We start from the raw sequence: 24,535 nt of genomic DNA on the forward strand, positions 1-24,535 counted from the left end.
ATGAGACGTATATGACGGAAGTGCGCAATGATCATCCGCCGGTACGCAAGGTTGCTGCATTACGGTCGGGAACCATGGACTCTAGAGTCAGGCCCTGAACGTGGTGTGGCGGGGACTGCCTGCTCGGTGGTTCCCGTCGCCCGGCGCGACTCCCCCGAGGTCCTCGCCGCCCTGACCGGCAGCGATGAAGGAGCCAGCGCGTGCTCGACCAAGGCGCACCCCCGCAGAACCGCCCACGCCCCAAGGGCACCCCCGGCCTCGGCAGCCGGCTCATGCGCCGCAAGCCGGTCGAAGCCCTGGTCGAGGAGGGTGGCCAGGGTGAGGGAGGATCGCTCAGGCGCTCCCTCGGCATGTGGCAGCTGACCATGATCAGCATCGGTGCCACGCTCGGCACCGGCATCTTCGTCGTCCTCGGCGAGAGCGTGCCCAAGGCCGGGCCCGCCGTCACCATCTCCTTCGTGATCGCCGGACTCACCGCCCTCTTCTCGGCCCTCTCGTATGCCGAACTGGCGGGCTCCATCCCGGTCGCCGGCTCCTCCTACTCGTACGCGTACGCAACGATGGGCGAACTCATCGCCTGGGTGTGCGGCTGGTGCCTGGTCCTGGAGTACGGCGTGTCCGTGGCCGCCGTCGCGGTCGGCTGGGGCGAGTACCTCAACGAACTCCTCGACGGCACGATCGGCGTCACCATCCCCGACGCGCTCTCCGCGGCGCCCGGAGAGGTCGACGGCGCCATCATCAACCTGCCCGGCCTGATCGTCGTGCTGCTCGCCATGGTCTTCCTGCTCGGCGGCGCCAAGGAGTCGGCGACGGCCAACACGATCATGGTCATCGTGAAGATCGCCGCGCTCGTGCTCTTCTGCACCATCGGCTTCATGGGCTTCAAGTCCGGCAACTACTCGGACTTCATGCCGCTCGGCACGGCCGGCGTCAGCGCCGCCGCCGCGAGCCTCTTCTTCTCGTACATCGGCTTCGACGCCGCCTCCACCGCAGGTGAGGAGGCCAAGAACCCGCAGCGCGACCTGCCCCGCGCGATCATGCTGTCCTTGGTCATCGTCACGGCGCTCTACGTCCTCGTCGCCGCCGTCGCCGTCGGCGCCTGGAACTGGAAGGACTTCGAGGGCTCCGAGGCCACGCTCGCCGCGATCATGAACGACGTCAGCGGCCAGAGCTTCTGGGGCACGCTGCTCGCCGCCGGCGCGGTCATCTCCATCGCGTCCGTCGTCCTCACCGTGCTGTACGGCCAGACGCGCGTGCTCTTCGCCATGTCCCGCGACGGTCTGGTCCCCAAGGCCTTCGGCAAGGTCAGCAAGAAGACCGGCACGCCCCGCGTCAACACGGTCATCGTCTCGTTGTTCTGCGGCGCCCTCGCCTCGGTCATCCCGCTCGGCAAGCTCGTCGACGCCACCAGCATCGGCACGCTCTTCGCCTTCGGCCTGGTCAACATCGCCGTGATCGTGCTGCGCCGGACCCGCCCGGACATGCCGCGCACCTTCCGGGTGCCGCTCGGCTGGCTCTTCCCGGTCCTCGGCTTCGGCTTCTGCGCGTACAACATGTTCAGCCTCGACTCCACCACCTGGACGGTCTTCGGTGTCTGGATGGCCGTCGGCCTCGTGTTCTACTTCCTGTACGGCATGAGCCGCTCCCGATTGGCCACAGCAGAGAAGTGATCCACCCCCCGTGCGACTGAACGATCTCGACGAACGCATCGTGCACGCCCTCGCCGAGGACGCCCGCCGTTCCTACGCCGACATCGGCCAGCTGGTCGGACTCTCCGCGCCCGCCGTGAAGCGGCGCGTGGACCGGCTGCGGGCCACGGGTGCCATCACCGGGTTCACCGTGCGGGTGGACCCGGCGGCGCTCGGCTGGGAGACCGAGGGGTTCATCGAGATCTACTGTCGCCGGAACACCTCGCCGGAGGCGATTCAGCGGGGGCTCGAGAGGTATCCGGAGATTTCGTCCGCGTCCACCGTTACCGGGGACGCGGACGCGATCGTCCAGGTCTTCGCTGCTGATATGCGGCACTTTGAGCGGGTCCTTGAGCGGATTGCGGGGGAGCCGTTCGTGGAGCGGACCAAGTCTGTTCTTGTGCTTTCGCCGCTTATGCGGAGGTTTTCTTCGGGGTCCCCCGCGTAAGTCTTCGGCTGCGGGTTGAGTGTGGGTTTTGCGCAGTTCCCCGCGCCCCTGGGGCGTCCCCCCGGTCGGTTTGCTGGGTGCGGGTGTGGGGGCGCAATGAATCGCTGGTTCGGGGCGTGTATGCGCAACGGATCGTGCGGCTGGGCGCAACGGTCTGAGCTTGTCCGGGGGTGGTTGACGACCGTACCGTCTTATCGATCCCGCCTTCCCCTTCGTACCCTTTGAGGTTCCGCCATGCCTGCGCTGCGCACCGCCCTGCTCCAGAGCTCCGGGCAGCTTGGATCCGTCGCCGAGAACCTCGCGGCACTGGACCGTGCGGCGGGCCGCGCCGCCGCGGCGGGTGCCGGGCTGCTCATCGCGCCCGAGCTCTTCCTCACCGGGTACGCGATCGGTGACGACATCGCCCGGCTGGCCGAACCCGTCGACGGGGAGTCCGCGAAGGCCGTCGCCGGGATCGCGGCGCGCCACGAGGTCGGCGTCGCCTACGGGTATCCGGAGCGCGACGGCGATGTCGTCTACAACTCCGTCCAGCTGGTCGGCCCGGACGGGGCCCGCCTCGCGAACTACCGCAAGACCCACCTCTTCGGCGGCTTCGAGCGCGACGCCTTCACCCCCGGTGAACAGACCGTCGTGCAGGCCGAGTTGGGCGGCGTGCGGGTCGGCCTGATGATCTGCTACGACGTGGAGTTCCCGGAGAACGTCCGCGCGCACGCGCTGGCCGGCACCGACCTCCTCGTCGTCCCCACCGCGCAGATGCACCCCTTCCAGTTCGTCGCCGAGTCCGTCGTGCCGGTGCGCGCCTTCGAGAACCAGATGTACGTCGCGTACGTCAACCGGGTCGGGCCCGAGGGAGAGTTCGAGTTCGTCGGGCTCTCCACGCTGGCGGGGCCGGACGGCGTGGCACGCGCGCGTGCGGGCCGCGGCGAGGAACTCGTCTTCGGTGACGTCGACCCGGAGTTCCTGAGCGCCTCCCGCGCGACCAACCCCTACCTGCGCGACCGGCGGCCCGGCCTGTACGCGTCCCTCGTCTGACCGCGCCCGAGCCCCAGTCCCGGCCCGCACCCCCCCCTCACCTGTCTTTCAGTTCCGTGCAAGGAGTCCGTACCCCATGACGTCCACGGTGCCCACCGCCATCCAGCACACCGACGCGCAGCCGCCGATCACCATGTTCGGTCCGGACTTCCCCTACGCCTACGACGACTTCCTCGCCCACCCGGCGGGCCTCGGCCAGATACCCGCGACCGAGCACGGCACCGAGGTCGCCGTCATCGGCGGCGGACTCTCCGGCATCGTCGCCGCGTACGAGCTGATGAAGATGGGCCTCAAGCCCGTCGTCTACGAGGCCGACCAGATCGGCGGCCGGCTGCGGACGGTGGGTTTCGAGGGCTGTGACGGCGACCTCACCGCCGAGATGGGCGCGATGCGCTTCCCGCCGTCGTCGACGGCCCTGCAGCACTACATCGACCTGGTCGGCCTGAAGACCAGGGCGTTCCCCAACCCGCTCGCCGAGGCGACGCCCTCCACGGTCGTGGACCTCAAGGGCGAGTCGCACTACGCCGAGACCGTGGAGGACCTGCCGCAGGTCTACCGCGACGTGGCGAAGGCGTGGGCCGACTGCCTGGAGGAGGGTGCGGACTTCTCCGACATGAACCGCGCCCTGCGCGAGCGCGACGTGCCGAAGATCCGCGAGATCTGGTCGAAGCTCGTCGAGAAGCTCGACAACCAGACCTTCTACGGCTTCCTCTGCGACTCCGAGGCCTTCAAGTCCTTCCGGCACCGCGAGATCTTCGGCCAGGTCGGCTTCGGCACGGGCGGCTGGGACACCGACTTCCCGAACTCCATCCTGGAGATCCTGCGCGTCGTCTACACCGAGGCCGACGACCACCACCGCGGCATCGTCGGCGGCAGCCAGCAGCTGCCGCTGCGCCTGTGGGAGCGCGAGCCGCAGAAGATCGTGCACTGGGCGCCGGGTACGTCGCTGAAGTCGCTGCACGAGGGCGAGCCGAAGCCCGCCGTGACCCGCCTGAACCGCACCGCCGGCAACCGGATCACCGTCACGGACGCCTCCGGTGACATCCGCACCTACCAGGCGGCGATCTTCACCGCCCAGTCCTGGATGCTGCTCTCGAAGATCGAGTGCGACGACTCGCTCTTCCCCATCGACCACTGGACGGCGATGGAGCGCACCCACTACATGGAGTCCTCGAAGCTGTTCGTGCCGGTGGACCGGCCGTTCTGGCTGGACAAGGACGAGGAGACCGGGCGTGACGTCATGTCGATGACGCTCACCGACCGGATGACGCGCGGTACCTACCTGCTCGACGACGGGCCGGACAAGCCCGCCGTCATCTGCCTCTCGTACACGTGGTGCGACGACAGCCTGAAGTGGCTGCCGCTGTCGGCGAACGAGCGCATGGAGGTCATGCTCAAGTCGCTCGGCGAGATCTACCCGAAGGTCGACATCCGGAAGCACATCATCGGCAACCCGGTGACCGTGTCCTGGGAGAACGAGCCCTACTTCATGGGCGCCTTCAAGGCGAACCTGCCGGGCCACTACCGCTACCAGCGGCGCCTGTTCACCCACTTCATGCAGGAGTCGCTGCCCGAGGACAAGCGGGGCATCTTCCTCGCCGGGGACGACATCTCGTGGACGGCAGGCTGGGCCGAGGGGGCGATTCAGACCGCGCTCAACGCGGTGTGGGGTGTGATGCACCACTTCGGCGGGGCGACCGATGCCACGAACCCCGGGCCCGGGGATGTGTACGACGAGATTGCTCCCGTCGAGCTGCCTGAGGACTGACGGCGCCGTTGGGGGTGGGGCGCGTGGGAAGCTGCCGGGCCGTTGTGGCTGGTCGCGCAGTTCCCCGCGCCCCTGAGGGCCGCGCCCTTTCAGGGCGCCTGCTCTAGACCCCGGCCGCCCGTGCCTCCTCGTACACCTGGGCGGCCAGGTCCTTGAGTTCCTGCGCGTCGCGTGCCGAGCCGCCGAGGTCGATCAGGATCTCGTCGACGCCCACCGCCGCGTGCGCCGCGAGGTCCTCGACGATCTGCTCGACGTTGCCGCGGAACGGGGCGCGGTCCGGGCCGTCGTACGCCTTGCGTGTGTAGCGCGCGTTGGCCCGCAGCACGCTCTGGACCGGCCGCTCGCGGCCCCGCTCCGCGGCCGCTTCGCGCACCGTGGCCCACTGCTCGGCGAGCGCGTCGGCGCCCGTCGCCACCGGCATCCAGCCGTCGGCGCGGTCCACCAGTCTGCGCAGTGCCCGCGGGCTGTTGGCGGGCAGCAGGATCGGGATCGGACCCGCGGGCTTGGGGCCCACCACGGACGGCGCGATGGTGGTCAGCTCCCCTTCGTACGCCACCGGGTCCGGGCCCCAGACCGCGTGGCAGACGTCGATCAGCTCGTCGAGGACCCGGCCGCGCTGCTTGAACGGGGCGACCGAGGCGGCCGCGTACTCGTCGTGGGACCAGCCCGTACCGAGTCCCGCGACGACCCGGCCGCCGCTCGCCGCGTCCAACGACGCCAGCGAGCGGGCGAGTTGGAACGGGACGTGCAGCGGGGCGACGAGCACGCTGGTGCCGAGGCGGGCGCGCTCCGTGGCCGCGGCGGCGAGCGTCAGGGTGATCAGGGGATCGGCGACCGAGCGGTACGCGTCGGGCCAGGGGCGGCCCGGTATTCCGTAGAGCCCCTGGGTGGCGGGCTCGGGGTAGAGGACGCGCTCGTAGACCCAGAGACTTTCGTAGCCGATGTCCTCGGCGGCCTGGGCGACCGCGGGGACGTCACGCCCGATGGTGTACTGCCGGCCCTGCGGAAGACTCAGTCCGAGTCGCGTCGCCATTCCGGTGCTCCTTCGCGTCGGGGTCAGTGCATTCAACGTACAACGACCTCAGTCCGGAAGGGGCGTCAACAGGATGCGTCCCACCAACCCGACCGCCCCGTCGAGTCGCTCCACGAACTCCTCGGCGACAGCGGGCAGTTCACGCAGCGCCCACAGGGCCCGCGCCGACGCCCACGCGCCGTCCCTGGCGCGCTCCAGGCTCCAGGAACCGGCCAGATGCGTCAGCGGGTCGCCGACCTGGAGCAGGTCGGGGCCGGGCATCAGCTCTTCGCGAATGCGCTCCTCCAGTGCCGCGAGGACATCGCCCACACGGTCGAACTCGTCCTCCAGATCGGCCGGTTCGCAGCCCAGCGTGCGACAGCTGTCCGCGAGGGCGAGTGCCAGGTCGTGTCCGATGTGCGCGTTGATCCCCGCGAGCGCGAACTGCAGCGGGCTGACGCCCGGATGCCTGCGGTACTGCAACAGCGGGCGCCAGCAGGCGGGCGGGCGGTGCCCGTCGGCCGCCGCGTCGACGGCCGCCAGATAGCGTCCGGCGAAGCGGACGGCCAGCGTCGTCGCGGCACGGGCGTCCGGGAACGCGCCGCCGTCGAGGCGCCGGCCGACCTCCTCGGTCACCGAGAGGTAGACGCGGTTGAAGACGGCGACGCCGTCGCGCGGCGGCCAGTCGGCGCCGAGCGCACGCATCCGTGCCGCCACGGCGGCGACGTCGTCGTCCCCACGGGCCGGTGCCCCGAACTCTGCGAACCGCTCCAACTGCGCCATGGGGGCAGGGTCGCAGCCCCGGGCGCGCCCGGGTGTCAGCGCACCGGCCGCTTCCCCGAAACGAGGGAACGGCCACCGCGCGGGGCCTGACGGCTCACACCGACCGCCACGCCCCCGATGACCAGGGCCGCCGCCACCAGGAGCGCGCTGAGCCAGAGCGGCGAGCGGTAGCCGAGCCCCGCGGAGATCGCGAGGCCGCCGAGCCACGGGCCGAGGGCGGCGCCCACGTTGAACGCGGCCGTGGCGAACCCGCCCGCCAGGTGCGGCGCGTCGGTCGCCGCGTACAGCGCCTGCGAGATGAGCGTGGACCCGACGGCGAACGACAGCGCGCCCTGGACGAGGACCAGCACGACCGCCGCCACCGGATGCGCGGCCGTCACCGCGAAGAGGGTCCAGCCGGCGAGCAGCGCGAGCGAGCCGCACACCAGGAGCGGCACGGGCCGAGCGTCGGCGACGCGGCCGCCCGCGGTGACACCGATGAAGGAGCCGATGCCGAACAGCGCGAGCATCACGGGCACCCAGCCGGAGCCGACGCCGGTCACGCCGGTGACCAGCGGTGCGAGGTAGGTGAACGTACAGAACGTCGCGCCGTTCACCAGCGCGCCGAGCAGCAGCGTCACGAGCAGCCGCGGGCGGCGCAGCGCGCGCAACTCACCGAGCGCGCTCGGCCCCGCGGCGTCCGGCGCGCCGGCGGGCACGGCCCGCGCGATGGCGAGGACGGCGGGCAGGGAGATCAGGGCCACGGCCCGGAACGCCGAGCGCCACCCCCAGACCTCGCCGAGCAGCGCGCCCGCGGGCACGCCCGCGACACAGGCGAGGGTGACGCCGCCGAGCAGCGCGGAGGTCGCGCGCCCCTTCGCGTTCGGCTCGACCATGTCCGTGGCGGTCACCAGGGCGACCGCGAGGAATCCGGCGTTGGCGAGGGCTCCCACGACGCGCGTCGCGAGCAGCACGGCGAAGCTCGTGGTGAGCGCGCCGACGACATGGACGAGGAGGAAGGTGATCAGGAAGACGAGAAGCGCGCTCCGGCGGGAGAAGCGGCGGCTCAGGACGGCCATCAGCGGCGCGCCGACGATCATTCCCACGGCGAACGCCGAGGTCAGATGGCCCGCGGACGGAATGGAGACATCCAGGTCCGCGGCGATGTCGGCGACAAGTCCCGACAGCATGAACTCGGAGGTGCCTTGCGCGAACACGGCGAGTCCGAGGAGGTAGAGGGCAAAGGGCACAGCAAGACTCCGCAACCACGGTGTGGATCGATCGAGACGATCAGGACACGGGAGCGGTGATCCGGTGGTGGTGCCGCGGGCGCGTCAGCGCGACGGTGCGAGAAGCCACCGGACGACCGGTGGCGGGAGTCTGTCGGACTCGGGGCTGGACATGGTGCGCACCCTAATCAGGCGTCACGCACCACGTCCAACCGATTAGCGTTCTTCCTTGTCGTACGTCGACGTGCCCGAATCGAGCAGCGGTTCCTGCGACTTGAGGTGCTCGGGGGCGAAGGCGCGCAGCACGTGGTAGCCCGTGATGACGACGATCGTGCCGAGCGCGATGCCGCTCAGCTCGAAGTTGTCGCTGATCTTCAGGGAGACGCCGCCGACGCCGATGATGATGCCCGCCGCGGCCGGCACCAGGTTCAGTGGATTGCGCAGGTCGACCTTGGCGTTGATCCAGATCTGGGCGCCGAGCAGGCCGATCATGCCGTACAGGATGACGGTGATGCCGCCGAGCACGCCGCCGGGGATCGCGGCCACGACGGCGCCGAACTTGGGGCAGAGCCCGAAGAGCAGGGCGAAGCACGCGGCGGCCCAGTAGGCGGCCGTGGAGTAGACGCGGGTCGCGGCCATCACGCCGATGTTCTCGGAGTACGTCGTGTTGGGCGGGCCGCCGACCGCGGTGGAGAGCATGGAGGCGGCGCCGTCGGCGGAGATCGCCGTGCCGAGCTTGTCGTCGAGGTTGTCGCCGGTCATCTCGCCGACGGCCTTCACGTGGCCCGCGTTCTCCGCGATGAGCGCGATGACGACGGGCAGCGCCACGAGGATCGCCGACCACTCGAAGCTCGGCGCGTGGAAGGACGGCAGGCCGATCCAGTCGGCCCTGCCCACGGCGGACAGGTCGAGCCGCCAGTGGTCGACGACCTTCCCCGAGGCGTCCGCCGAGTGGATCCTGCCGAAGATCCGGTCGAAGGCCCAGGAGATGCCGTAGCCGAAGATCAGGCCGAGGAAGATCGCGACGCGCGACCAGAAGCCGCGCAGGCAGACCACGGCCAATCCGGTGAACAGCATCACCAGGAGCGCCGTCCACTGGTCCTGCGGCCAGTACGTCGACGCCGTGACCGGCGCCAGATTGAAGCCGATCAGCATGACGACCGCGCCGGTCACGATCGGCGGCATCGCGGCGTGGATGATCCGCGCCCCGAACTTCTGCACCGCGAGCCCCACCAGGAACAGCGCGGCGCCGACGACGAAGACCGCGCCGGTCACCGTCGCGCTGGAGCCGCCCTGCGCCCGGATGACGGCGGCGACGCCCACGAAGGAGAGCGAGCACCCCAGATAGCTGGGCACCCGGCCGCGCGTGGCGAGCAGGAAGATGACGGTCGCGACGCCCGACATCATGATGGCCAGATTCGGATCGAGACCCATGAGGACGGGTGCTACGAAAGACGCCCCGAACATGGCCACCACGTGCTGCGCCCCGAGCCCGAACGTGCGGGGCCAGGAGAGGCGCTCGTCGGGCCGGACGACGGCGCCCGGGGCGGGGGTGCGTCCGTCGCCGTGGAGTTTCCAGCGCACGCCGAGATCCATGGTGAGTGTCGCTTTCTGTGCGCCGGGCCGGGCCGTTCCAGTGGTGCGTTCCCCAGTGGTGCGTGGCCCGAAATGATCGACGCCATGTTAATGCGACGTCAGTGCGACTTCTCTCCGGTGGGCTGAGGACTTCCCGCCTCGGCCGCCTTGCGGCTGTCCGTGCGCAGCACGCCCGCGAAGATCACCAGGCCGAAGGCGAGCAGCGTCACCAGGCCGAAGGAGGTCACGAGGCTCGTCGCGTCCGCGAGACCGCCGATCGCCGAGGGGGCGATCAGACCTGAGGTGTACGTGATGGTGGCGACGCCCGCGATGGCCTGGCTCGGGTTCGGGCCGCTGCGCCCGGCGGCGGCGAAGGCGAGCGGCACCACGACCGCGATGCCGAGACCGAGCAGCGCGAAGCCGCCCATGGCCATGACCGGGTGCGAGGCCAGCACCACGAGCAGCCCGCCGAGCACCGCGAGGACGCCGCCCGCCCGCACCGTGCGCACCGCGCCGAACCGGTCGACCACGGCGTCACCCGCGAGCCGTGCGATCGCCATGGTGAGCGTGAAGCCGGTGGTCGACGCGGCGGCGACACCGGCCGACGTGTCGAGGACGTCCCGCAGATAGACCGCCGACCAGTCCAGGCTCGCGCCCTCCGCGAAGACCGCGCAGAACCCGACGGCGCCGATGAGCAGCGCCGACTTGGGCGGCAGCGAGAACCGCGGCGGCGCCTCCTCCTCCGGTTCCGCCTGTACGTCGAGCACGCCCTGGCAGGCCACGAGGCCGAGCCCGGTGAGCGCGGCGGCGGCGAGGGCGTGGTGCAGGCGGGCGTCGGAGCCCAGATGGGCGGCGACGGTGCCGGCCGCCGAGCCGATCAGGGCGCCGACGCTCCACATGCCGTGCAGCCCCGACATGATCGACTTCCGCATGCGGGTCTCGGTCTCGACGCCGACGGCGTTCATCACCACGTCCGACATGCCGGAAGTGGCGCCGTACACGAAGAGCGCCACGCACAGCGTCAGCAGGTTCGGCGCCAGCGAGGGCAGGATCAGGGCGAGCGTCCACAGGGCGAGGAGGCCGCGCAGCGCGGGCCTGGTGCCGAAGCGGTGGCTGATCCGGCTCGCGAGAGGCATCGCGACGGAGGCGCCGATCGCGGGGAAGGCGAGCGCGACGCCGAGCATGCCCGCGCTGACGTCGGCGTGCTCCTGGATCCAGGGCACCCGGGTCGCGAAGGATCCCGCGACCGCGCCGTGCGCGCAGAAGACGGCCGCCACGGCGACCCGCGCCCGCTTCAACCGGCGCTTGTCGTAGACCACTTCACTCATGCCGTTCCGCCCCTCCCGAGTGCCGCACCGGTACGGCGACGTAAACTATCAGGAACCCTGCCTGATAAATAGAAGACTTTCTGTGGGAGGATCCCGGACATGCCTGTCTCGCCTGCCTCACCGAGGACCGCCCGGGCCATCAACGACCGGCTCGCCCTGGGTCTCCTGCAGCGCGAAGGGCCCCTGACCGCGAACCAGCTGAAGCAGCTCACCGGCCTGTCGAGGCCCTCGGTGGCCGACCTCGTCGAGCGGCTCCAGGGCTCCGGGCTCATCACCGTCGTCGGGGAGGCGGGTGCCCAGCGGCGCGGCCCGAATGCCCGGCTCTACGGCATAGTCGCCGACCGGGCCCACCTCGCCGCCCTCGACGTGCGCACCGAGAGCGTCTCCGTCGTCGTCACCGATCTGCTCGGCGCGGTGCTCGCCGAGGCCTCCGCGCCCGTCGGCGGCGACACGGAGACCGCCCTCGGGGGCGTCCTCGACCTCGTCGGGCGCACGGCGCGCGAGGGCGGCGTCCAGCGGCTGCACACCGTCGGCATCGGCGCCCCCGGCCTCATCGACCCGGCCACCGGCGACCTGCACGACACGACCTCGCTGCCCGCCTGGCACCGCCGTCTCGCCGGGAGCCTCCAGGAGCGGCTCGGCGCCCGCGTCCTCGTGGAGAACGAGACCAACCTCGCGGCCCGCGCCGAGCGCCGCGACGGCGCCGCGCACGACCGGGACACCTTCGTGCTGCTCTGGCTCGGCGACGGGGTCGGCGCCGCCGTCGTGCTCGACGGCGTGCTGCGCAGGGGCGCGTCGGGCGGCACCGGCGAGATCGGCTTCCTGCCGGTGCCGGGCACGGGCTCGCTGCCGTCGGCCACCGGCTGCGAGGGCGGCTTCCACTCGCTGGCCTGCGCCGCCGCGCTGTGCGAACTCGGCGAGGCGCACGGCCTCCTGGGCCCCGGTATGTCCGCCGCCGACGTGGTGCGGCACGCTGTCGGGGCCGGTGAGGACGCCTTCCTGGACGCCGTCGCCGACCGGGTCGCCGTCGGCGCGGCCGCGATGGCCGCGATCCTCGACCCCGGCTGTGTCGTCCTGGGCGGCGAGGTGGGCCGCGCGGGCGGCGCCCCGCTCGCCGCCCGTGTCGAGGACCGCGTCACCGCCATGTCACCCCTGCGCACCGAGGTCCGCGCGAGCACGCTGGGCGGCGCCGCGGTGCTGCGGGGCGCGCTGCTCGCCGCGCGGGACGCGGCGCAGGACGAGCTGTTCGGGCCGCCGACGGGGCACTGAGGAGGGGGCCCGGGGCGCTCCTTCGCCGTCAGGCGGCGGCCAGCTGGCGTGCCACGAACCCCAGCTTGTCCGGATTGACGACCGACCGCACCCCGGTGACGACCCCGTCGCCCCCTTCGAACGCGGCGACGGCCGTCAGGTGTCCCGCCGCGCGCACGACCAGCGCGGGGCCGCCGTTGACCTCGGCGTACGACACCTCGTCGGCTGCGAAGTCCACCATCACGCCGATCAGGAAGCGCAGTACGTTGTCGCGCCCGAGGACGGGGGTGCGGGTAGCGGCCGCCTTGCCGCCGCCGTCGCCCCACCACGTCACGTCCCTGGCCAGTATCTTCTCCAGGCTCGCGACGTCGCCCTCGCGGGCCGCCGCGACGAACGCCTCCACGAACCTCTGCCGCAGCTCGTGCCCCGGCTCGAAGCGGGACCGCGCGTCGGCGACCGCCCGTACCGCCCTGCGGTACAGCTGGCGGCAGTTGGCCTCACCGGCGTCCAGGACGCGGGCGATCTCCTGGTGGCTGTACGCGAACGCCTCCCGCAGCACGTACACGGCACGCTCCTTGGGCGTGAGTCGTTCCAGGAGGACGAGCAGCGCCATCGACACGGCCTCCCGCTGCTCGGCCGACTCCAGCGGTCCGAGGGTGCCGCCGGAGGTGATGACCGGCTCCGGCAGCCAGGTCCCCACGTACTGCTCGCGCCGGGCGCGGGCCGAGGTCAGCCTGGTCAGACAGAGGTTCGTGACGGTCTTGGCCAGCCAGGCGGCCGGTTGCGCGATGTCCTCGCGCCGGGCGCCGCTCCAGCGCAGATACGCGTCCTGCACGGTGTCCTCGGCCTCCTGCGCGGAGCCGAGTATGCGGTAGGCCAGGCCGAACATCCGGGGACGGTGGGACTCGAACTCCTCGGCCAGTGCCGCTGCGGTGCTCACGCCCACAGGGTGCCAAATCCCGTGGGCGTGAGCACGCGCGACGGTCAGCAGGCGCCGAGATCCTGCCAGACACCCCACTCGCCGCCGGCGCCGGGCTCATCGCCCTTCGTCCACCACTTGGCCTTCCACGTGTGGGACTTGTGGGACACGCTGGTCCCGCTGCCGTACTCGGCGGACGAGCTCCACGCGGGCGCCGTGCACTTGCCGGGCGTCGGCGGGTCCGTCGGGTCCGGCGGGTCGGTCGGTCCTGTGCCGCCGCCCGGCTCGACGAGCGTGGTGCCGCGCGCCAGGTCACCGGCGAGCGCGTACGTCGTGCCGCTGATGTTCACCGTCCAGTTCCACGGCGTGGACACCGGCAGGTAGTAGTTGAAGGACAGGTCCACGGAGGCGCCGGGCGCGAGGGACTGCCAGGCCGGGAGTTTCAGCGAGACCCGGTGGAAGTCGCCCTTCAGGCCGCCGGCGTTGCTGCCCGTGTGGTCGCTGCTGATCACCTTCGTACCGAAACCGGACTGGTCGGAGGCGTTGCCAGGGGCCGCGGTGGAGTAGTCGAACTGGAACTCCGTGCCGCCCGGCAGCGCCGTCTTCGTGTTGTTGGTGATCTTCACCTTGGGCGTGATCGGGTAGTTGGAGTCGCCCAGCTTGAAGTCCCCGAAGTCCACGCCGATGTCGACGGCCTTGGTGGGCAGTTCCTTGTTCGAGACCTTCGCGCCGTACGGCTTCGCGGCCTTGAACTTGTCGTACATCAGCGAGGTGAGCGTGTCGCCGATCTCGTACTGGCCCTTGGCCGCGTTCCAGTCGTAGTCACCGGCCATCTCCCAGACCATCGTGCCGCCGATGCCCCGGTCGACCACGTAGTCGGCCTTCTTCGCCACCGACTCCTCGTCCTCCGTGGACAGGAAGACCTTCTTGTCCGCGTTCCACAGCCAGGGCGCGACCAGCGAGGAGCTGTACTTGCGGGCGTAGGTGCCGGTGAGCTTGGTGCCGGCGGGGAAGCCGTACTTGGTGACGTAGTCGCCGACGATCCCCTTCTCCAGGTTCTTGGCGTGCCACATCGGGTTGGAGCCCGCCGGGGACTCCTTGCCGTTGTCGTCCTTGTCGTGCCAGAGGTTGTCGATGCCGACCGCGCCGTCACCGCACTTGGTCAGGCCGGATCCGGCCGGACAGGTCGTGGCCGCGGCCTTGCCCCACAGTCCGTCGGTGCCGCCCTGCACGTTCTTGTGGCCGCGCGTGTAGTACGGCAGGCCGATGTTGATGCGCCCCGCGGGCATCGAGCCGCGGAAGTAGTGGTAGGCCCAGTCGGTGTTCAGATAGCCGATGCCGCCGTACTGCTGGCTTCCGTAGACGTTCGCCGCCGCCAGCTCCGCGTCCTTGCCGTCGTCGAAGAGCGCTGCGTTCGGGCCCACGTACTCGTTCCAGGCGCCGTGCAGGTCGTACGACATGATGTTGACGTAGTCCAGGTACTTCTGGACCTGGAAGGTCTCCATGCCGCGCAGCAGATAGCCGGAGGAGGGGGCCGCCACGGTCAGCATGTAGTGCTTGCCGTCGGCGGCGCCCGCCTTGTCGAGCTTCTCGCGCAGGGACTTCATCAGCGCCGCGTAGCCCTTGACGAGGCCGCCGCGCCGGGCGTTGGAGATGGAGTAGTCGAGCGGGTTGCCCGCGTCCTTCATCGTGGTCGGGTACTCGTAGTCGATGTCGACGCCGTTGAAGCCGTACTTCTTTATGAAGGCGACCGCGGAGTCCGCGAACGTGTCGATGCCCGCGTGGTTCACGGAGCCGTCCGCATTGGTGGCCATCGAGTAGAAGCCGCCGGAGTTCACGCGCTTGCCGTCGTCCCCGAAGTAGCCGCCGGTCTCCGCCCAGCCGCCCACCGATATGAGCGTCTTGACGTTCGGGTGCTTCTTCTTGAACTTGTTCAGCAGGTTGAAGTGGCCCTTGTAGGGCAGCGCCGGGTCCATCTCGGCGCCCGCGACGCCCGGCCAGGTCATGCCGGTGGCGGGGTTCGTGTCGCTGTCGGAGCCGACGGAGAGCTTGTTGCCCTTGTCCACGTGCCCGAAGGCGTAGTTGACGTGGGTGACCTTCTCCCAGGGGATGTCCGAGGCGAGATAGGCGGGCTCACCGTTCTTGCCGGTCCGCCAGCCGGTGAAGTAGCCGATGACGCGCCGCTGGTGGTCGGCGCCCATCTTCTCGCGGCCCTCGCTGTCGTAGACGGAGCAGTAGGGGACGTCGACGCCGGGCGTCTTGTAGAGGCCGTCGGGGCGGCAGGCGGCGTCGTCGGCGGCCGCGGCCTGCGTGGCGCCGCCGGAGACGAGGCTGATCAGCAGACCGGCGACGGCCGCGCCGGACGCGAGCAGCGTGGGTCTCGCACGGATGAGGGAAGGCAAGGGGACCTCCTGGGGACGGTCGGCACACAGGTGCGGGGCAGAGACGGGGCGGAACAACACAACTGGTGGAGATGTGAATCGTTCTGGGGCCCCGGTGTGCGCACACCGTCGGCTCCGGCTCCTCGGAGGTGTCGCAGAGATTAAGAGGACTAGACCAGTGCGTCAATAGGTCTGGACCAAGTTGGTTGAACATGATGTTGGACGGTGATGTTGTGAGCCAGCCCACAGCGAGTCACCCGTATGGCCCGCAACCAGCCATGGCACACTGGCCTCGTACCAGAAGCAGCGCACTCCGGGGTCGGTGTAATTCCGAACCGGCGGTTACAGTCCGCGACCCGGCCACCTCCAGTGGCCGGTTGACCAGGTGAAATTCCTGGACCGACGGTGAAAGTCCGGATGGGAGGCAGTGCGCGGCGGGCGGGCATTTGTGCACGCCGCCGTATTGGCTTGTTCCTGGCCTCGGCCGGGGACGGTTCCTGGGTTTTCCGGGGACAGGTGTCATCCGGCGCAGGCGTTCCCCAGATGTCGCTGTCCGTCCTTTCTGTCGTCATCGACAGGCCCCGGAGTCCGTGCCCGAAGAGGCAGGAGGACCCGGTGGCCACCGCCACAGCCGAAGCAGCCGCCATGCGGCGCGCCATCACGCTGGCCGCCCGCGGTCTCGGCTCCACCAGCCCCAACCCCGTCGTCGGCTGCGTCGTCCTCGACGCCTCCGGTGAGCCCGTCGGCGAGGGCTGGCACCAGCGCGCGGGCGGCCCGCACGCCGAGGTCCACGCCCTGCGCGCGGCCGGCGACAGGGCCCGTGGCGGCACCGCCGTCGTCACCCTCGAACCCTGCAACCACACCGGCCGCACCGGCCCCTGCGCGCAGGCCCTCATCGACGCAGGCATCGCCCGGGTCGTCTACGCGGTCGGCGACCCCAACCCCACCGCGACCGGCGGCGCGCAGACCCTGCGCGCGGCCGGAGTCCCGGTGGAGCAGGGCCTGTTGGAGGCCGAGGCCGCCGAGGTCAACGCCGCCTGGCTGACCTCCGTGCGCCTCGGCCGCCCCCACGTCACCTGGAAGTACGCCGCCACGCTCGACGGCCGCATCGCCGCCGCCGACGGCACCAGCCGCTGGATCACCTCCGCCGCCGCCCGCGCCGACGTGCACCGGCTGCGCGCCGAGTGCGACGCCGTCGTCGTCGGCTCCGGCACCCAGCGCGCCGACGACCCGCACCTCGCCGTCCGCGGCATCGACGGCGCCGTGCAGCCGCTGCGGGTCGTCGTCGACACGAACGGCACCGCCGTCACGCCGGGCGCCCGCGTCCTGGACGACGCGGCACCGACCCTGATCGCCGTCGCCGACGACGTCCAGACGCGGCTTCCGGCGGACACCGTCCGGCTCCCGCGCGCGGAAGGCGGGTTGGACATCCAAACCCTCCTGGACGTGCTCCACGCGCGTGGCGTGCGGTCCGTCCTCCTCGAAGGCGGCCCGACGCTCGCCGGAGCCTTCGTCGCCGCCGGCGCCGTCGACCGCGTCGTCGGCTACCTGGCCCCCGTCCTGCTGGGCGCCGGCCCCGCCGCCCTGACCGGCGGCGGAATCACCACGATCACCGAAGCGTTGCGGCTCCACGTGAGCGAGACCGTCCGTATCGGCCCCGACCTGCGCATCACCGCGACCCTCGTAGCGAAGGAGCACTGACGTGTTCACCGGAATCGTCGAAGAGCTGGGCGAGATCACCGCCGTCGAGAACCTCCCCGACGCCTCCCGCTTCCGCCTGCGCGGCCCCGTGGTCACCGAGGGCGCCAAGCACGGCGACTCCATCGCCGTCAACGGAGTCTGTCTGACGGTCGTGGAGCACGAGGGCGACGAGTTCACCGCCGACGTCATGGCGGAGACCCTGAACCGCTCCAGCCTCGGTGCGCTCACAGTCGGTTCCCGCGTCAACCTGGAGCGCCCCACCGCGGTCGGCGCGCGCCTCGGCGGCCACATCGTGCAGGGCCACGTCGACGGCACGGGCGAGATCGTCGAGCGCAAGCCGTCCGACAACTGGGAGATCGTCAAGGTCTCGCTCCCCGCCGGCCTCTCCCGCTACGTCGTCGAGAAGGGCTCCATCACCGTCGACGGCGTCAGCCTCACCGTGGTCGACGCGGGCCCCGACCACTTCACCATCAGCCTCATCCCCACCACCCTCGCGCTGACCACGCTCGGCATCAAGCAGCCCGGCGACCCGGTCAACCTCGAGGTCGACGTCATCGCCAAGTACGTCGAGCGCCTGCTCGGCGACCGTGTTCAAGTGCCCGCTCAGGAGGCCACCAAGTGAACTGGCTCAACTCCGAAGCCTTCACGGCCTTCGACCAGCACATCATGTGGTCGGACATGATCGGCAACACCGTCGGCCTCATCGCCCTCGCGCTCGGCTGGCGGCGCTCCATATGGACCTGGCCCGCCCAGTTCCTGTCCGGCGTCATCCTCGTCGCCGCTTACGCCTCCGCGCAGCTCTCCGGCGGCGTCGGCAAGCAGCTCCTCGTCATCGGCGTCGCCCTGTGGGGCTGGCGGCAGTGGACCCGCGGCAGGCAGCAGGCGCAGGACGGCTCCATCGCCATCCGGTTCGCCACCTGGCGCGAGCGGGGCATCCTGCTCGCCGGCACCGCCGTCGGCACCCTCGCGGTCGGCGCCCTGTTCAGCGCCGTCCCCTCGCTGTCCTGGAACCCCTGGCCCGACGCCTACATCTTCGTCGGCACGCTCGCCGCGATGGTCGCCCAGGCCCGCGGACTCGTCGAGTTCTGGTTCGCCTGGCTGCTCGTCGACGTGGTCGGCGTGCCGCTCGCCTTCAGCAGCGGCCTCGCCTTCTCCGGACTCGTCTACGTCGTCTACCTCGCCCTCGTCCTCTGGGGCATGCGCGACTGGTGGCTGCGCTCCCGCGCGGCCGCCTCGCAGCCCGTCATGGAAGGAGCCCCGGCATGACTGTGGCACCGGTCTGGCACCGCACCGCCGGCAACGAAGACCCCTTCGACCTCTCCCTCGACCCCGTCGAGCAGGCCGTCCGCGACATCGCGGCGGGCCGCCCCGTCGTGGTCGTCGACGACGAGGACCGCGAGAACGAGGGCGACCTCGTCGTCGCCGCCGAGAAGGCGACCCCCGAGATCGTCGCCTTCATGATGAGCGAGTGCCGCGGCCTCATCTGCGCGCCCATGGAGGCCGACGAGCTCGACCGGCTCCGGCTCCCGCAGATGGTCGAGCACAACACCGAGTCGATGAGCACCGCCTTCACCGTCTCCGTCGACGCGACCGCCGCGCACGGCGTCACCACCGGCATCTCCGCCGCCGACCGCGCCACCACGCTCCAGCTCCTCGCGGGCGGCGGGGCCGGACCCGACGACTTCGTGCGCCCCGGGCACATCTTCCCGCTGCGCGCCAAGTCCGGCGGCGTCCTCGCCCGCGACGGCCACACCGAGGCCGCCGTCGACCTCGCCCGCCTCGCGGGACTGCGCCCCGCGGGAGCCATCGTGGAGATCGCGGGCGAGGACGGGAAGATGCTCAGGCTGCCCGAGCTCGTCCCCTTCGCCCGCAAGCACGGCCTGACGATCATCTCCATCGAGGACCTCATCGCGTACCGCCGCTCCTCGGAGCCCACCGTCCGCCGCGAGGCCGAGGTCAGCCTGCCCACCGCCTTCGGCGACTTCACGGCGTACGGCTACCGCTCCACCGTCGACGGCGTCGAACACGTCGCCCTGGTCCACGGCGACATCGGCGACGGCGAGGACGTCCTCGCCCGCCTCCACTCCGAGTGCCTCACCGGCGACGTCTTCCACTCCCTGCGCTGCGACTGCGGCCCGCAGCTGGAGGCGTCCATGCGGCGCATCACGGAAGAGGGGCGCGGCGTCGTGGTCTACCTGCGCGGCCACGAGGGGCGCGGCATCGGCCTGCTCTCCAAGCTGCGCGCGTACGCCCTCCAGGAACAGGGCAGCGACACCCTCGACGCCAACCTGGAGCTCGGCCTGCCCGCCGACGCCAGGGACTACGGCGCGGGCGCGCAGATCCTGCGCGACCTCGGGGTACGCGGTGTCCGGCTGATGACCAACAACCCCGACAAGACCGACGCGGTCCTGCGGCACGGCCTCAAGGTCACCGGGCGCGAGCCCATGCCCGTCGAGGCCGGCGAACACAATCTTCGGTACCTGCGCACCAAGCGGGACCGGATGGGGCACGACCTGCCCTGGCTGGACGCCACCGAAGTGTCCGCCTGTGGAAACCAGTAGATCCAGTACGTCCCGTGAGTCAGAGGAGAAGCGCGTGAGCGGCAAGGGTGCACCCGAACTGAGCGTGAAGAACTGCGGCGACCTGCGGGTCGCGGTGATCGCCGCGCAGTGGCACGAGAAGGTCATGGACGGCCTCGTCGACGGCGCCCTGCGCGCCCTGAACGAACTCGGCATCAGCGAGCCCACGGTGCTGCGCGTGCCCGGCAGCTTCGAGCTGCCCGTCGTCGCCAAGGTCCTCGCCGGGCGCGGCTACGACGCGATCGTCGCGCTCGGCGTCGTCATCCGCGGCGGCACCCCGCACTTCGAGTACGTGTGCCAGGGCGTCACCCAGGGCCTCACCCAGGTCTCCGTGGACACCGGCGTCCCCGTCGGCTTCGGCGTGCTGACCTGCGACACCGAGGAGCAGGCCCTGGACCGCGCGGGCATCGAGGGCTCCCGCGAGGACAAGGGCCACGAAGCGGTCACCGCGGCCGTGGCCACCGCGACCACGCTGCGCACCGTCTCCGAACCCTGGCGCTGAGGGGGACCGCCCGGCCGCGTAGAGTGGCGACCATCATGTCCAAGAAGACTTTCGAGGAGCTCTTCACCGAGCTCCAGCACAAGGCCGCCAACGGCGACCCCGCGACCTCCCGCACCGCCGAGCTGGTCGACAAGGGCGTCCATGCCATCGGCAAGAAGGTCGTCGAGGAGGCCGCCGAGGTCTGGATGGCCGCCGAGTACGAGGGCAAGGAAGCCGCCGCCGAGGAGATCTCACAGCTCCTGTACCACGTGCAGGTGATGATGGTCGCCCGCGGCATCTCCCTCGACGACGTCTACGCCCACCTCTGAGCCGCACCGCGACTCGTCCCCGTACCAACCGACTCGTATCAACCGATCAAGGAAGCTGACCTCATGCTGCGCATTGCCGTCCCCAACAAGGGTTCACTGTCCGGACCTGCGTCGGCGATGCTCCATGAGGCCGGCTACCAGCAGCGCAAGGAGTCGAAGGAGCTCGTCCTCGTCGACCCCGACAACGAGGTCGAGTTCTTCTACCTGCGCCCCAAGGACATCGCGATCTACGTCTCGGCGGGCCGGCTCGACATCGGCATCACCGGCGAGGACCTGCTGATCGACTCCGGCGCCGACGCCGAGGCGATCCTGCCGCTCGGCTTCGCCCGCTCCACCTTCCGCTTCGCCGCGAAGCCGGGCACGGCGAGCGACATCAAGGACCTCGCGGGCAAGACCGTCGCGACCTCCTACGAGGGCATCGTCGCCAAGCACCTCGCCGAGCAGGGCGTCGCCGCCTCCGTCGTCCACCTGGACGGCGCCGTCGAGACCGCCATCGAACTGGGCGTCGCCCAGGTCATCGCGGACGTCGTGGAGACCGGCACTTCCCTGCGCAACGCCGGCCTGGAGGTCTTCGGCGACCCGATCATGAAGTCCGAGGCGGTCGTCATCCGCCGTACCGGCGCCGACACCGACGACCCGAAGGTGCAGCAGTTCCTCCGCCGTCTCCAGGGCGTCCTCGTCGCCAGGTCGTACGTGATGATGGACTACGACTGCCGCGCCGAGCACCTGGAGCAGGCCGTCGCCCTCACCCCGGGCCTGGAGTCGCCGACCATCTCCCCGCTGCACAACGAGGGCTGGGTGGCCGTGCGCTCCATGGTCCCCGCCAAGGAGGCCCAGCGGATCATGGACGACCTGTACGCCATCGGTGCCCGGGCCATCCTGACCACGGCCATCCACGCCTGCCGCCTCTGACCGGCCCCGATCCGGTAGGAGCACCCGCCTCATGTCCGACACCTCCGCCCTCCCCGCGCTGCCCGTCACCTTCCGGCCGACGCGGACCCGGGCCGTCCTGCTCACCGCGGGCGCCGCGATCTTCGTGGTGATCACGGCGATCGCCTTCCTGCTGCCCAAGCTCAGCCCGGGGGAGCGGACCAGCTTCGTCTTCACCGGCGCGCTTCTCTTCGGCGTGCTCGTGCTGCTCAGCAGGCCCAAGGTCGTCGCCGACGAGTCCGGCGTGACCGTCGTCAACATCGCGACGAGCCGCCGTCTGGCGTGGGCCGAGATCGTGCAGGTCAACCTCCGCCCCGGCGACCCGTGGGTCTTCCTCAACCTCAGCGACGGCACGAGCCTGCCCGCCCTGGGCATCCAGCCGGGCATCGGCAGGCAGCAGGCCGTCACCGACGCCCGCAGCCTCCGCGCCCTCGCCGAGGCCAGGACGGCTCGCGAGAACTAGGCTCTGGACGTTCCGCGCCCGGTCTTGATTAATCTGTTGGCGGGGCGTGTGAGTGCCGCCCCGCTCCTGACGGGCCCGCCCGGCTCCCAGGGGCTCCTGCTATCCGAGGAGTGACTCCCTCCGGCGATGGACGGATCGTCCTGTAGTACCTGCGCCGCCCCCTCCCGACATACCGGGACCGGCACGACCGGAGAGGCGGCGGCATGACAGTGCCCCTGCTGCTTCTCGGGGCGGCATTCCTGCTGATTCTCGCCAACGGCTTCTTCGTGGCGGCCGAGTTCGGCCTCGTCACCGTGGAGCGGCCGGACGCGGAGAAGGCCGCGGCCGACGGCGACCGAAGGGCCGCCACGGTCGTCAGCGCCCTCAAGGAGCTGTCCTTCCAGCTCTCCGGCACCCAGCTCGGCATCACCATCACCTCGCTCGTCGTCGGCATGCTCGCCGAACCGGCCCTCGCGCACCTGCTCGCGGGCCCGTTCACGGCGGCCGGCGTCCCCGAAGGCGCCGTAGGCGGTGTCTCCGTAGTGGTCGGCATGCTGCTCGCCTCCGCCGTACAGATGGTGATCGGCGAGCTGGTGCCCAAGAACTGGGCGGTCTCCAGGCCGCTGCAGGTCGCGCGGTTCGTCGCGGGCCCGCAGCACGTGTTCGCGCGGCTCTTCCGGCCCGTGATCGCCCTCCTGAACGCCGTGGCCAACCGGCTGGTGCGCGCCCTCGGCGTCGAGCCCGCCGAAGAGCTGGCCTCCGCCCGCACCCCCGGCGAACTGGTCTCCCTGGCCCGGCACTCGGCGCAGGCCGGTGCCCTGGAGCAGGACACCGCCGACCTGTTCGTCCGCACCCTCTCCCTCGGCGAGCTGACCGCGCAGCACGTCATGACGCCCCGCGTGAAGGTCAGCGCGCTGCAGTCGTCGGCGACCGCCGAGGACGTGGTGAACCTGACCCGCGCCACCGGCCTGTCCCGCTTCCCGGTCTACAGCGAGCGGATCGACGAGGTCGTCGGCATGGTGCACCTCAAGGACGCCCTCGCGGTCGCCGCCCACGAGCGCCTCAGGACGCCCGTGCGACGCATCGCGCGATCCCCGCTGCTCGTCCCCGAGACGCTGCCCGTGCAGCCCCTCCTGGAGCGGCTGCGCAGCGAGCAGCCCATCGCCGTCGTCGTCGACGAGTACGGCGGCACGGCGGGCGTCGTCACCCTGGAGGACATCGTCGAGGAACTCGTCGGCGAGGTCCGCGACGAGCACGACCTCCTCGACCTGCCGGAGCTCTGCGTGGCACCCGCCGAGGACGGCAGGCCCGCGTGGGACGCCGACGGCGGCTGCCGCGTCGACACGCTCCAGCGCATCGGACTCGCCGTGCCCGAGGGCCCGTACGAGACCGTCGCCGGCCTCGTCGCGGATCTGCTCGGCCGCATCCCGGCCCCCGGCGACCGGGCCGAACTCCCGGGCTGGCGGCTCTCGGTGCGCCAGGTCGGCCACTACCGCGCCGAGCGGGTCAGGATCGCGAGGACGGCGGAAACCCCTGTGTCCACAGTCCCCGCAGCCCCGGCGGAGGCCCTGCGATGAGCATGCTGCAACTCCTCTTCGCCGTCCTGCTCGTGCTCGCCAACGGCTTCTTCGTGGGCGCCGAGTTCGCGCTCGTGTCCGTGCGCCGCAGCCAGATCGAGCCCCTGGACACCAAGCGGTCCCGCCAGGTCCTGTACGGCCTGGAGCATCTGCCGCAGATGATGGCGGCCGCCCAGTTCGGCATCACCGTCTGCTCGCTGACGCTCGGCGCGGTCGCCGAGCCGACCGTCGCGCACCTCCTGGAGCCGCTCTTCGAGGCGGTCCACCTGCCCGAGGGCATGATCCACCCCCTCGGTTACGTGATCGCGCTCGCCGTCGTCGTCTTCCTCCACCTCGTCATCGGCGAGATGGTCCCGAAGAACCTCGCGATGGCGGCCCCCGAGAAGACCGCCCTCTGGTTCAGTCCCGGCCTGGTCGCCTTCGCGCGGCTGTGCCGGCCGGTGACCGCGGCGCTCGGGGCGTGCTCCCGCGTCGTCCTGCGGCTCTTCGGGGTGGAGCCGAAGGACGAGGTCGAGGCGGTGTTCACCAGCGTGCAGCTGGGCCGCCTCGTGGAGGACTCCGGCCAGGCGGGCCTGCTGGACCCCGTCGAGCAGGAGCGCCTGGAGGACGCCTTGGAGCTGGGCTCGCGCCCGGTCACCGACGTCCTGCTCGACCGGGCGTCCCTGGTGACCGTGGGTCCCTCGGTCACCCCGGCCCGCGTCATCGAGCTCACCGGGCGCACCGGCTACTCCCGCTTCCCGGTCCGCGCGGAGAACGGCGCGTTCATGGGCTACCTCCACGTGAAGGACGTACTGGATCTGGAGGAGACCGACCGCGCCGTGCCGCAGCAGGTCTGGCGCCCGATGACCACCCTGCGGTCCGAACTGCCGCTGGACGACGCCCTGACCGTGATGCGCCGCGCCGCGACGCACCTGGCGCAGGTCGCCGACGCGTCCGGCAAGGTGCTGGGCCTGGTCGCCCTGGAGGACGTCCTGGAAATGCTGGTCGGCGAGGTCCGTGACCCGGCGCACCGGGTCACGGTGCAGCGGACGCCGCCGGAGGACGCCGGGGACGCCAGGGACTCCGCGCTGGCCGGCAGCCGCGTGGGCTGAGCTCCATGCGCCGCG

At 71.1% G+C, this 24,535-nt stretch carries 22 protein-coding genes and 1 riboswitch; of the genes, 15 read left to right on the top strand and 7 right to left on the bottom strand.

What is annotated here, in order from left to right; translation table 11 throughout:
• The first annotated feature begins 200 nt into the window (after positions 1–200).
• From ACZ7LU_RS27920 to ACZ7LU_RS27935, 4 genes are all read left to right on the top strand, one after another.
• Positions 201–1,670, top strand: coding sequence for an amino acid permease (locus ACZ7LU_RS27920; protein WP_398312234.1), 1,470 nt, complete (start codon positions 201–203; stop codon positions 1,668–1,670).
• Positions 1,671–1,680: 10 nt separating this feature from the next.
• Positions 1,681–2,136 carry an Lrp/AsnC family transcriptional regulator gene (locus ACZ7LU_RS27925; RefSeq protein ID WP_268770070.1) on the top strand — a complete coding sequence of 152 codons (456 nt, stop codon included), beginning with the start codon at positions 1,681–1,683 and terminating at the stop codon, positions 2,134–2,136.
• 234 nt (positions 2,137–2,370) lie between these two features.
• Positions 2,371–3,168 (top strand): carbon-nitrogen hydrolase family protein, encoded by a 798-nt coding sequence (locus tag ACZ7LU_RS27930; RefSeq protein ID WP_471918316.1) that lies wholly within the window; start codon positions 2,371–2,373, stop codon positions 3,166–3,168.
• Between the two features lie 76 nt (positions 3,169–3,244).
• A complete protein-coding gene (locus tag ACZ7LU_RS27935; RefSeq protein ID WP_398312240.1) occupies positions 3,245–4,936 on the top strand; it encodes a flavin monoamine oxidase family protein in 1,692 nt (563 codons plus the stop codon).
• 103 nt (positions 4,937–5,039) lie between these two features.
• Here the strand turns inward: ACZ7LU_RS27935 and ACZ7LU_RS27940 are convergent, their stop codons facing one another.
• From ACZ7LU_RS27940 to ACZ7LU_RS27960, 5 genes are all read right to left on the bottom strand, one after another.
• Positions 5,040–5,969, bottom strand: coding sequence for an LLM class F420-dependent oxidoreductase (locus tag ACZ7LU_RS27940; RefSeq protein WP_398312243.1), 930 nt, complete (start codon positions 5,967–5,969; stop codon positions 5,040–5,042).
• A gap of 48 nt (positions 5,970–6,017) precedes the next feature.
• The gene (locus ACZ7LU_RS27945) at positions 6,018–6,731 is read right to left on the bottom strand and encodes a DUF5995 family protein (RefSeq protein WP_471918317.1); all 714 of its coding nucleotides are present in this window, start codon (positions 6,729–6,731) and stop codon (positions 6,018–6,020) included.
• A 35-nt stretch (positions 6,732–6,766) separates the two neighbouring features.
• Positions 6,767–7,960 (bottom strand): Cmx/CmrA family chloramphenicol efflux MFS transporter, encoded by a 1,194-nt coding sequence (locus tag ACZ7LU_RS27950; protein ID WP_471918318.1) that lies wholly within the window; start codon positions 7,958–7,960, stop codon positions 6,767–6,769.
• Positions 7,961–8,155: 195 nt separating this feature from the next.
• Positions 8,156–9,535, bottom strand: a complete 1,380-nt coding sequence (locus tag ACZ7LU_RS27955; RefSeq protein ID WP_471918319.1) for a uracil-xanthine permease family protein — start codon at positions 9,533–9,535, stop codon at positions 8,156–8,158.
• Between the two features lie 98 nt (positions 9,536–9,633).
• On the bottom strand, positions 9,634–10,842 hold the full coding sequence (locus ACZ7LU_RS27960; RefSeq protein ID WP_471918320.1) for an MFS transporter: 1,209 nt from the start codon (positions 10,840–10,842) through the stop codon (positions 9,634–9,636).
• A gap of 99 nt (positions 10,843–10,941) precedes the next feature.
• On the opposite strand from ACZ7LU_RS27960, the gene ACZ7LU_RS27965 reads away from it, so the two are divergent.
• Positions 10,942–12,111, top strand: coding sequence for an ROK family transcriptional regulator (locus ACZ7LU_RS27965; RefSeq protein WP_470985677.1), 1,170 nt, complete (start codon positions 10,942–10,944; stop codon positions 12,109–12,111).
• Positions 12,112–12,139: 28 nt separating this feature from the next.
• Here the strand turns inward: ACZ7LU_RS27965 and ACZ7LU_RS27970 are convergent, their stop codons facing one another.
• Complete coding sequence (locus tag ACZ7LU_RS27970) at positions 12,140–13,030, bottom strand: RNA polymerase sigma-70 factor (RefSeq protein ID WP_471918321.1); 891 nt, start codon at positions 13,028–13,030, stop codon at positions 12,140–12,142.
• 44 nt (positions 13,031–13,074) lie between these two features.
• On the bottom strand, positions 13,075–15,411 hold the full coding sequence (locus ACZ7LU_RS27975; RefSeq protein ID WP_471118814.1) for a chitinase C-terminal domain-containing protein: 2,337 nt from the start codon (positions 15,409–15,411) through the stop codon (positions 13,075–13,077).
• Between the two features lie 283 nt (positions 15,412–15,694).
• Positions 15,695–15,825: riboswitch (FMN riboswitch) on the top strand.
• Between the two features lie 210 nt (positions 15,826–16,035).
• Here ACZ7LU_RS27975 and ribD point away from each other — a divergent pair.
• The 10 genes from ribD to ACZ7LU_RS28025 all read left to right on the top strand — a co-directional run bounded on the left by ribD (position 16,036) and on the right by ACZ7LU_RS28025 (position 24,520).
• Complete coding sequence (ribD, locus tag ACZ7LU_RS27980; protein WP_471918372.1) at positions 16,036–17,091, top strand: bifunctional diaminohydroxyphosphoribosylaminopyrimidine deaminase/5-amino-6-(5-phosphoribosylamino)uracil reductase RibD; 1,056 nt, start codon at positions 16,036–16,038, stop codon at positions 17,089–17,091.
• 1 nt (position 17,092) lies between these two features.
• Positions 17,093–17,713 (top strand): riboflavin synthase, encoded by a 621-nt coding sequence (locus tag ACZ7LU_RS27985; RefSeq protein WP_398312267.1) that lies wholly within the window; start codon positions 17,093–17,095, stop codon positions 17,711–17,713.
• Positions 17,714–17,757: 44 nt separating this feature from the next.
• Positions 17,758–18,357, top strand: a complete 600-nt coding sequence (locus ACZ7LU_RS27990) for a nicotinamide riboside transporter PnuC (RefSeq protein WP_398312461.1) — start codon at positions 17,758–17,760, stop codon at positions 18,355–18,357.
• Positions 18,354–19,652 carry a bifunctional 3,4-dihydroxy-2-butanone-4-phosphate synthase/GTP cyclohydrolase II gene (locus ACZ7LU_RS27995; protein ID WP_471918322.1) on the top strand — a complete coding sequence of 433 codons (1,299 nt, stop codon included), beginning with the start codon at positions 18,354–18,356 and terminating at the stop codon, positions 19,650–19,652. The genes ACZ7LU_RS27990 and ACZ7LU_RS27995 overlap by 4 nt, the downstream gene beginning before the upstream one ends.
• Positions 19,653–19,686: 34 nt before the next feature.
• Positions 19,687–20,172, top strand: a complete 486-nt coding sequence (ribH, locus tag ACZ7LU_RS28000) for a 6,7-dimethyl-8-ribityllumazine synthase (protein ID WP_398312273.1) — start codon at positions 19,687–19,689, stop codon at positions 20,170–20,172.
• A gap of 35 nt (positions 20,173–20,207) precedes the next feature.
• Positions 20,208–20,480, top strand: coding sequence for a phosphoribosyl-ATP diphosphatase (locus tag ACZ7LU_RS28005; RefSeq protein WP_030951748.1), 273 nt, complete (start codon positions 20,208–20,210; stop codon positions 20,478–20,480).
• A gap of 63 nt (positions 20,481–20,543) precedes the next feature.
• Entirely contained in the window at positions 20,544–21,392 is an 849-nt protein-coding gene (gene hisG / locus ACZ7LU_RS28010; protein WP_398312276.1) for an ATP phosphoribosyltransferase, read from the top strand.
• A 31-nt stretch (positions 21,393–21,423) separates the two neighbouring features.
• The gene (locus ACZ7LU_RS28015; protein WP_471918323.1) at positions 21,424–21,873 is read left to right on the top strand and encodes a PH domain-containing protein; all 450 of its coding nucleotides are present in this window, start codon (positions 21,424–21,426) and stop codon (positions 21,871–21,873) included.
• Between the two features lie 203 nt (positions 21,874–22,076).
• Entirely contained in the window at positions 22,077–23,429 is a 1,353-nt protein-coding gene (locus ACZ7LU_RS28020) for a hemolysin family protein (RefSeq protein WP_468564657.1), read from the top strand.
• Entirely contained in the window at positions 23,426–24,520 is a 1,095-nt protein-coding gene (locus ACZ7LU_RS28025; protein ID WP_471918324.1) for a hemolysin family protein, read from the top strand. The genes ACZ7LU_RS28020 and ACZ7LU_RS28025 overlap by 4 nt, the downstream gene beginning before the upstream one ends.
• The last annotated feature ends 15 nt before the right edge of the window (positions 24,521–24,535 follow it).

This window comes from Streptomyces sp. NPDC039462 (genome assembly GCF_055639375.1).

Excerpts from the sequence above, each read along its gene's own strand:
- ACZ7LU_RS27930 (WP_471918316.1), top strand. The coding sequence starts at position 2,371 with ATGCCTGCGCTGCGCACCGCCCTGCTCCAGAGCTCCGGGCAGCTTGGA.
- ACZ7LU_RS27935 (WP_398312240.1), top strand. The coding sequence starts at position 3,245 with ATGACGTCCACGGTGCCCACCGCCATCCAGCACACCGACGCGCAGCCG.
- ACZ7LU_RS27940 (WP_398312243.1), bottom strand. The coding sequence starts at position 5,969 with ATGGCGACGCGACTCGGACTGAGTCTTCCGCAGGGCCGGCAGTACACC.
- ACZ7LU_RS27945 (WP_471918317.1), bottom strand. The coding sequence starts at position 6,731 with ATGGCGCAGTTGGAGCGGTTCGCAGAGTTCGGGGCACCGGCCCGTGGG.
- ACZ7LU_RS27955 (WP_471918319.1), bottom strand. The coding sequence starts at position 9,535 with ATGGATCTCGGCGTGCGCTGGAAACTCCACGGCGACGGACGCACCCCC.
- ACZ7LU_RS27960 (WP_471918320.1), bottom strand. The coding sequence starts at position 10,842 with ATGAGTGAAGTGGTCTACGACAAGCGCCGGTTGAAGCGGGCGCGGGTC.
- ACZ7LU_RS27965 (WP_470985677.1), top strand. The coding sequence starts at position 10,942 with ATGCCTGTCTCGCCTGCCTCACCGAGGACCGCCCGGGCCATCAACGAC.
- ribD (WP_471918372.1), top strand. The coding sequence starts at position 16,036 with ATGCGGCGCGCCATCACGCTGGCCGCCCGCGGTCTCGGCTCCACCAGC.
- ACZ7LU_RS27990 (WP_398312461.1), top strand. The coding sequence starts at position 17,758 with ATGTGGTCGGACATGATCGGCAACACCGTCGGCCTCATCGCCCTCGCG.
- ACZ7LU_RS27995 (WP_471918322.1), top strand. The coding sequence starts at position 18,354 with ATGACTGTGGCACCGGTCTGGCACCGCACCGCCGGCAACGAAGACCCC.
- ACZ7LU_RS28005 (WP_030951748.1), top strand. The coding sequence starts at position 20,208 with ATGTCCAAGAAGACTTTCGAGGAGCTCTTCACCGAGCTCCAGCACAAG.
- hisG (WP_398312276.1), top strand. The coding sequence starts at position 20,544 with ATGCTGCGCATTGCCGTCCCCAACAAGGGTTCACTGTCCGGACCTGCG.
- ACZ7LU_RS28015 (WP_471918323.1), top strand. The coding sequence starts at position 21,424 with ATGTCCGACACCTCCGCCCTCCCCGCGCTGCCCGTCACCTTCCGGCCG.
- ACZ7LU_RS28020 (WP_468564657.1), top strand. The coding sequence starts at position 22,077 with ATGACAGTGCCCCTGCTGCTTCTCGGGGCGGCATTCCTGCTGATTCTC.
- ACZ7LU_RS28025 (WP_471918324.1), top strand. The coding sequence starts at position 23,426 with ATGAGCATGCTGCAACTCCTCTTCGCCGTCCTGCTCGTGCTCGCCAAC.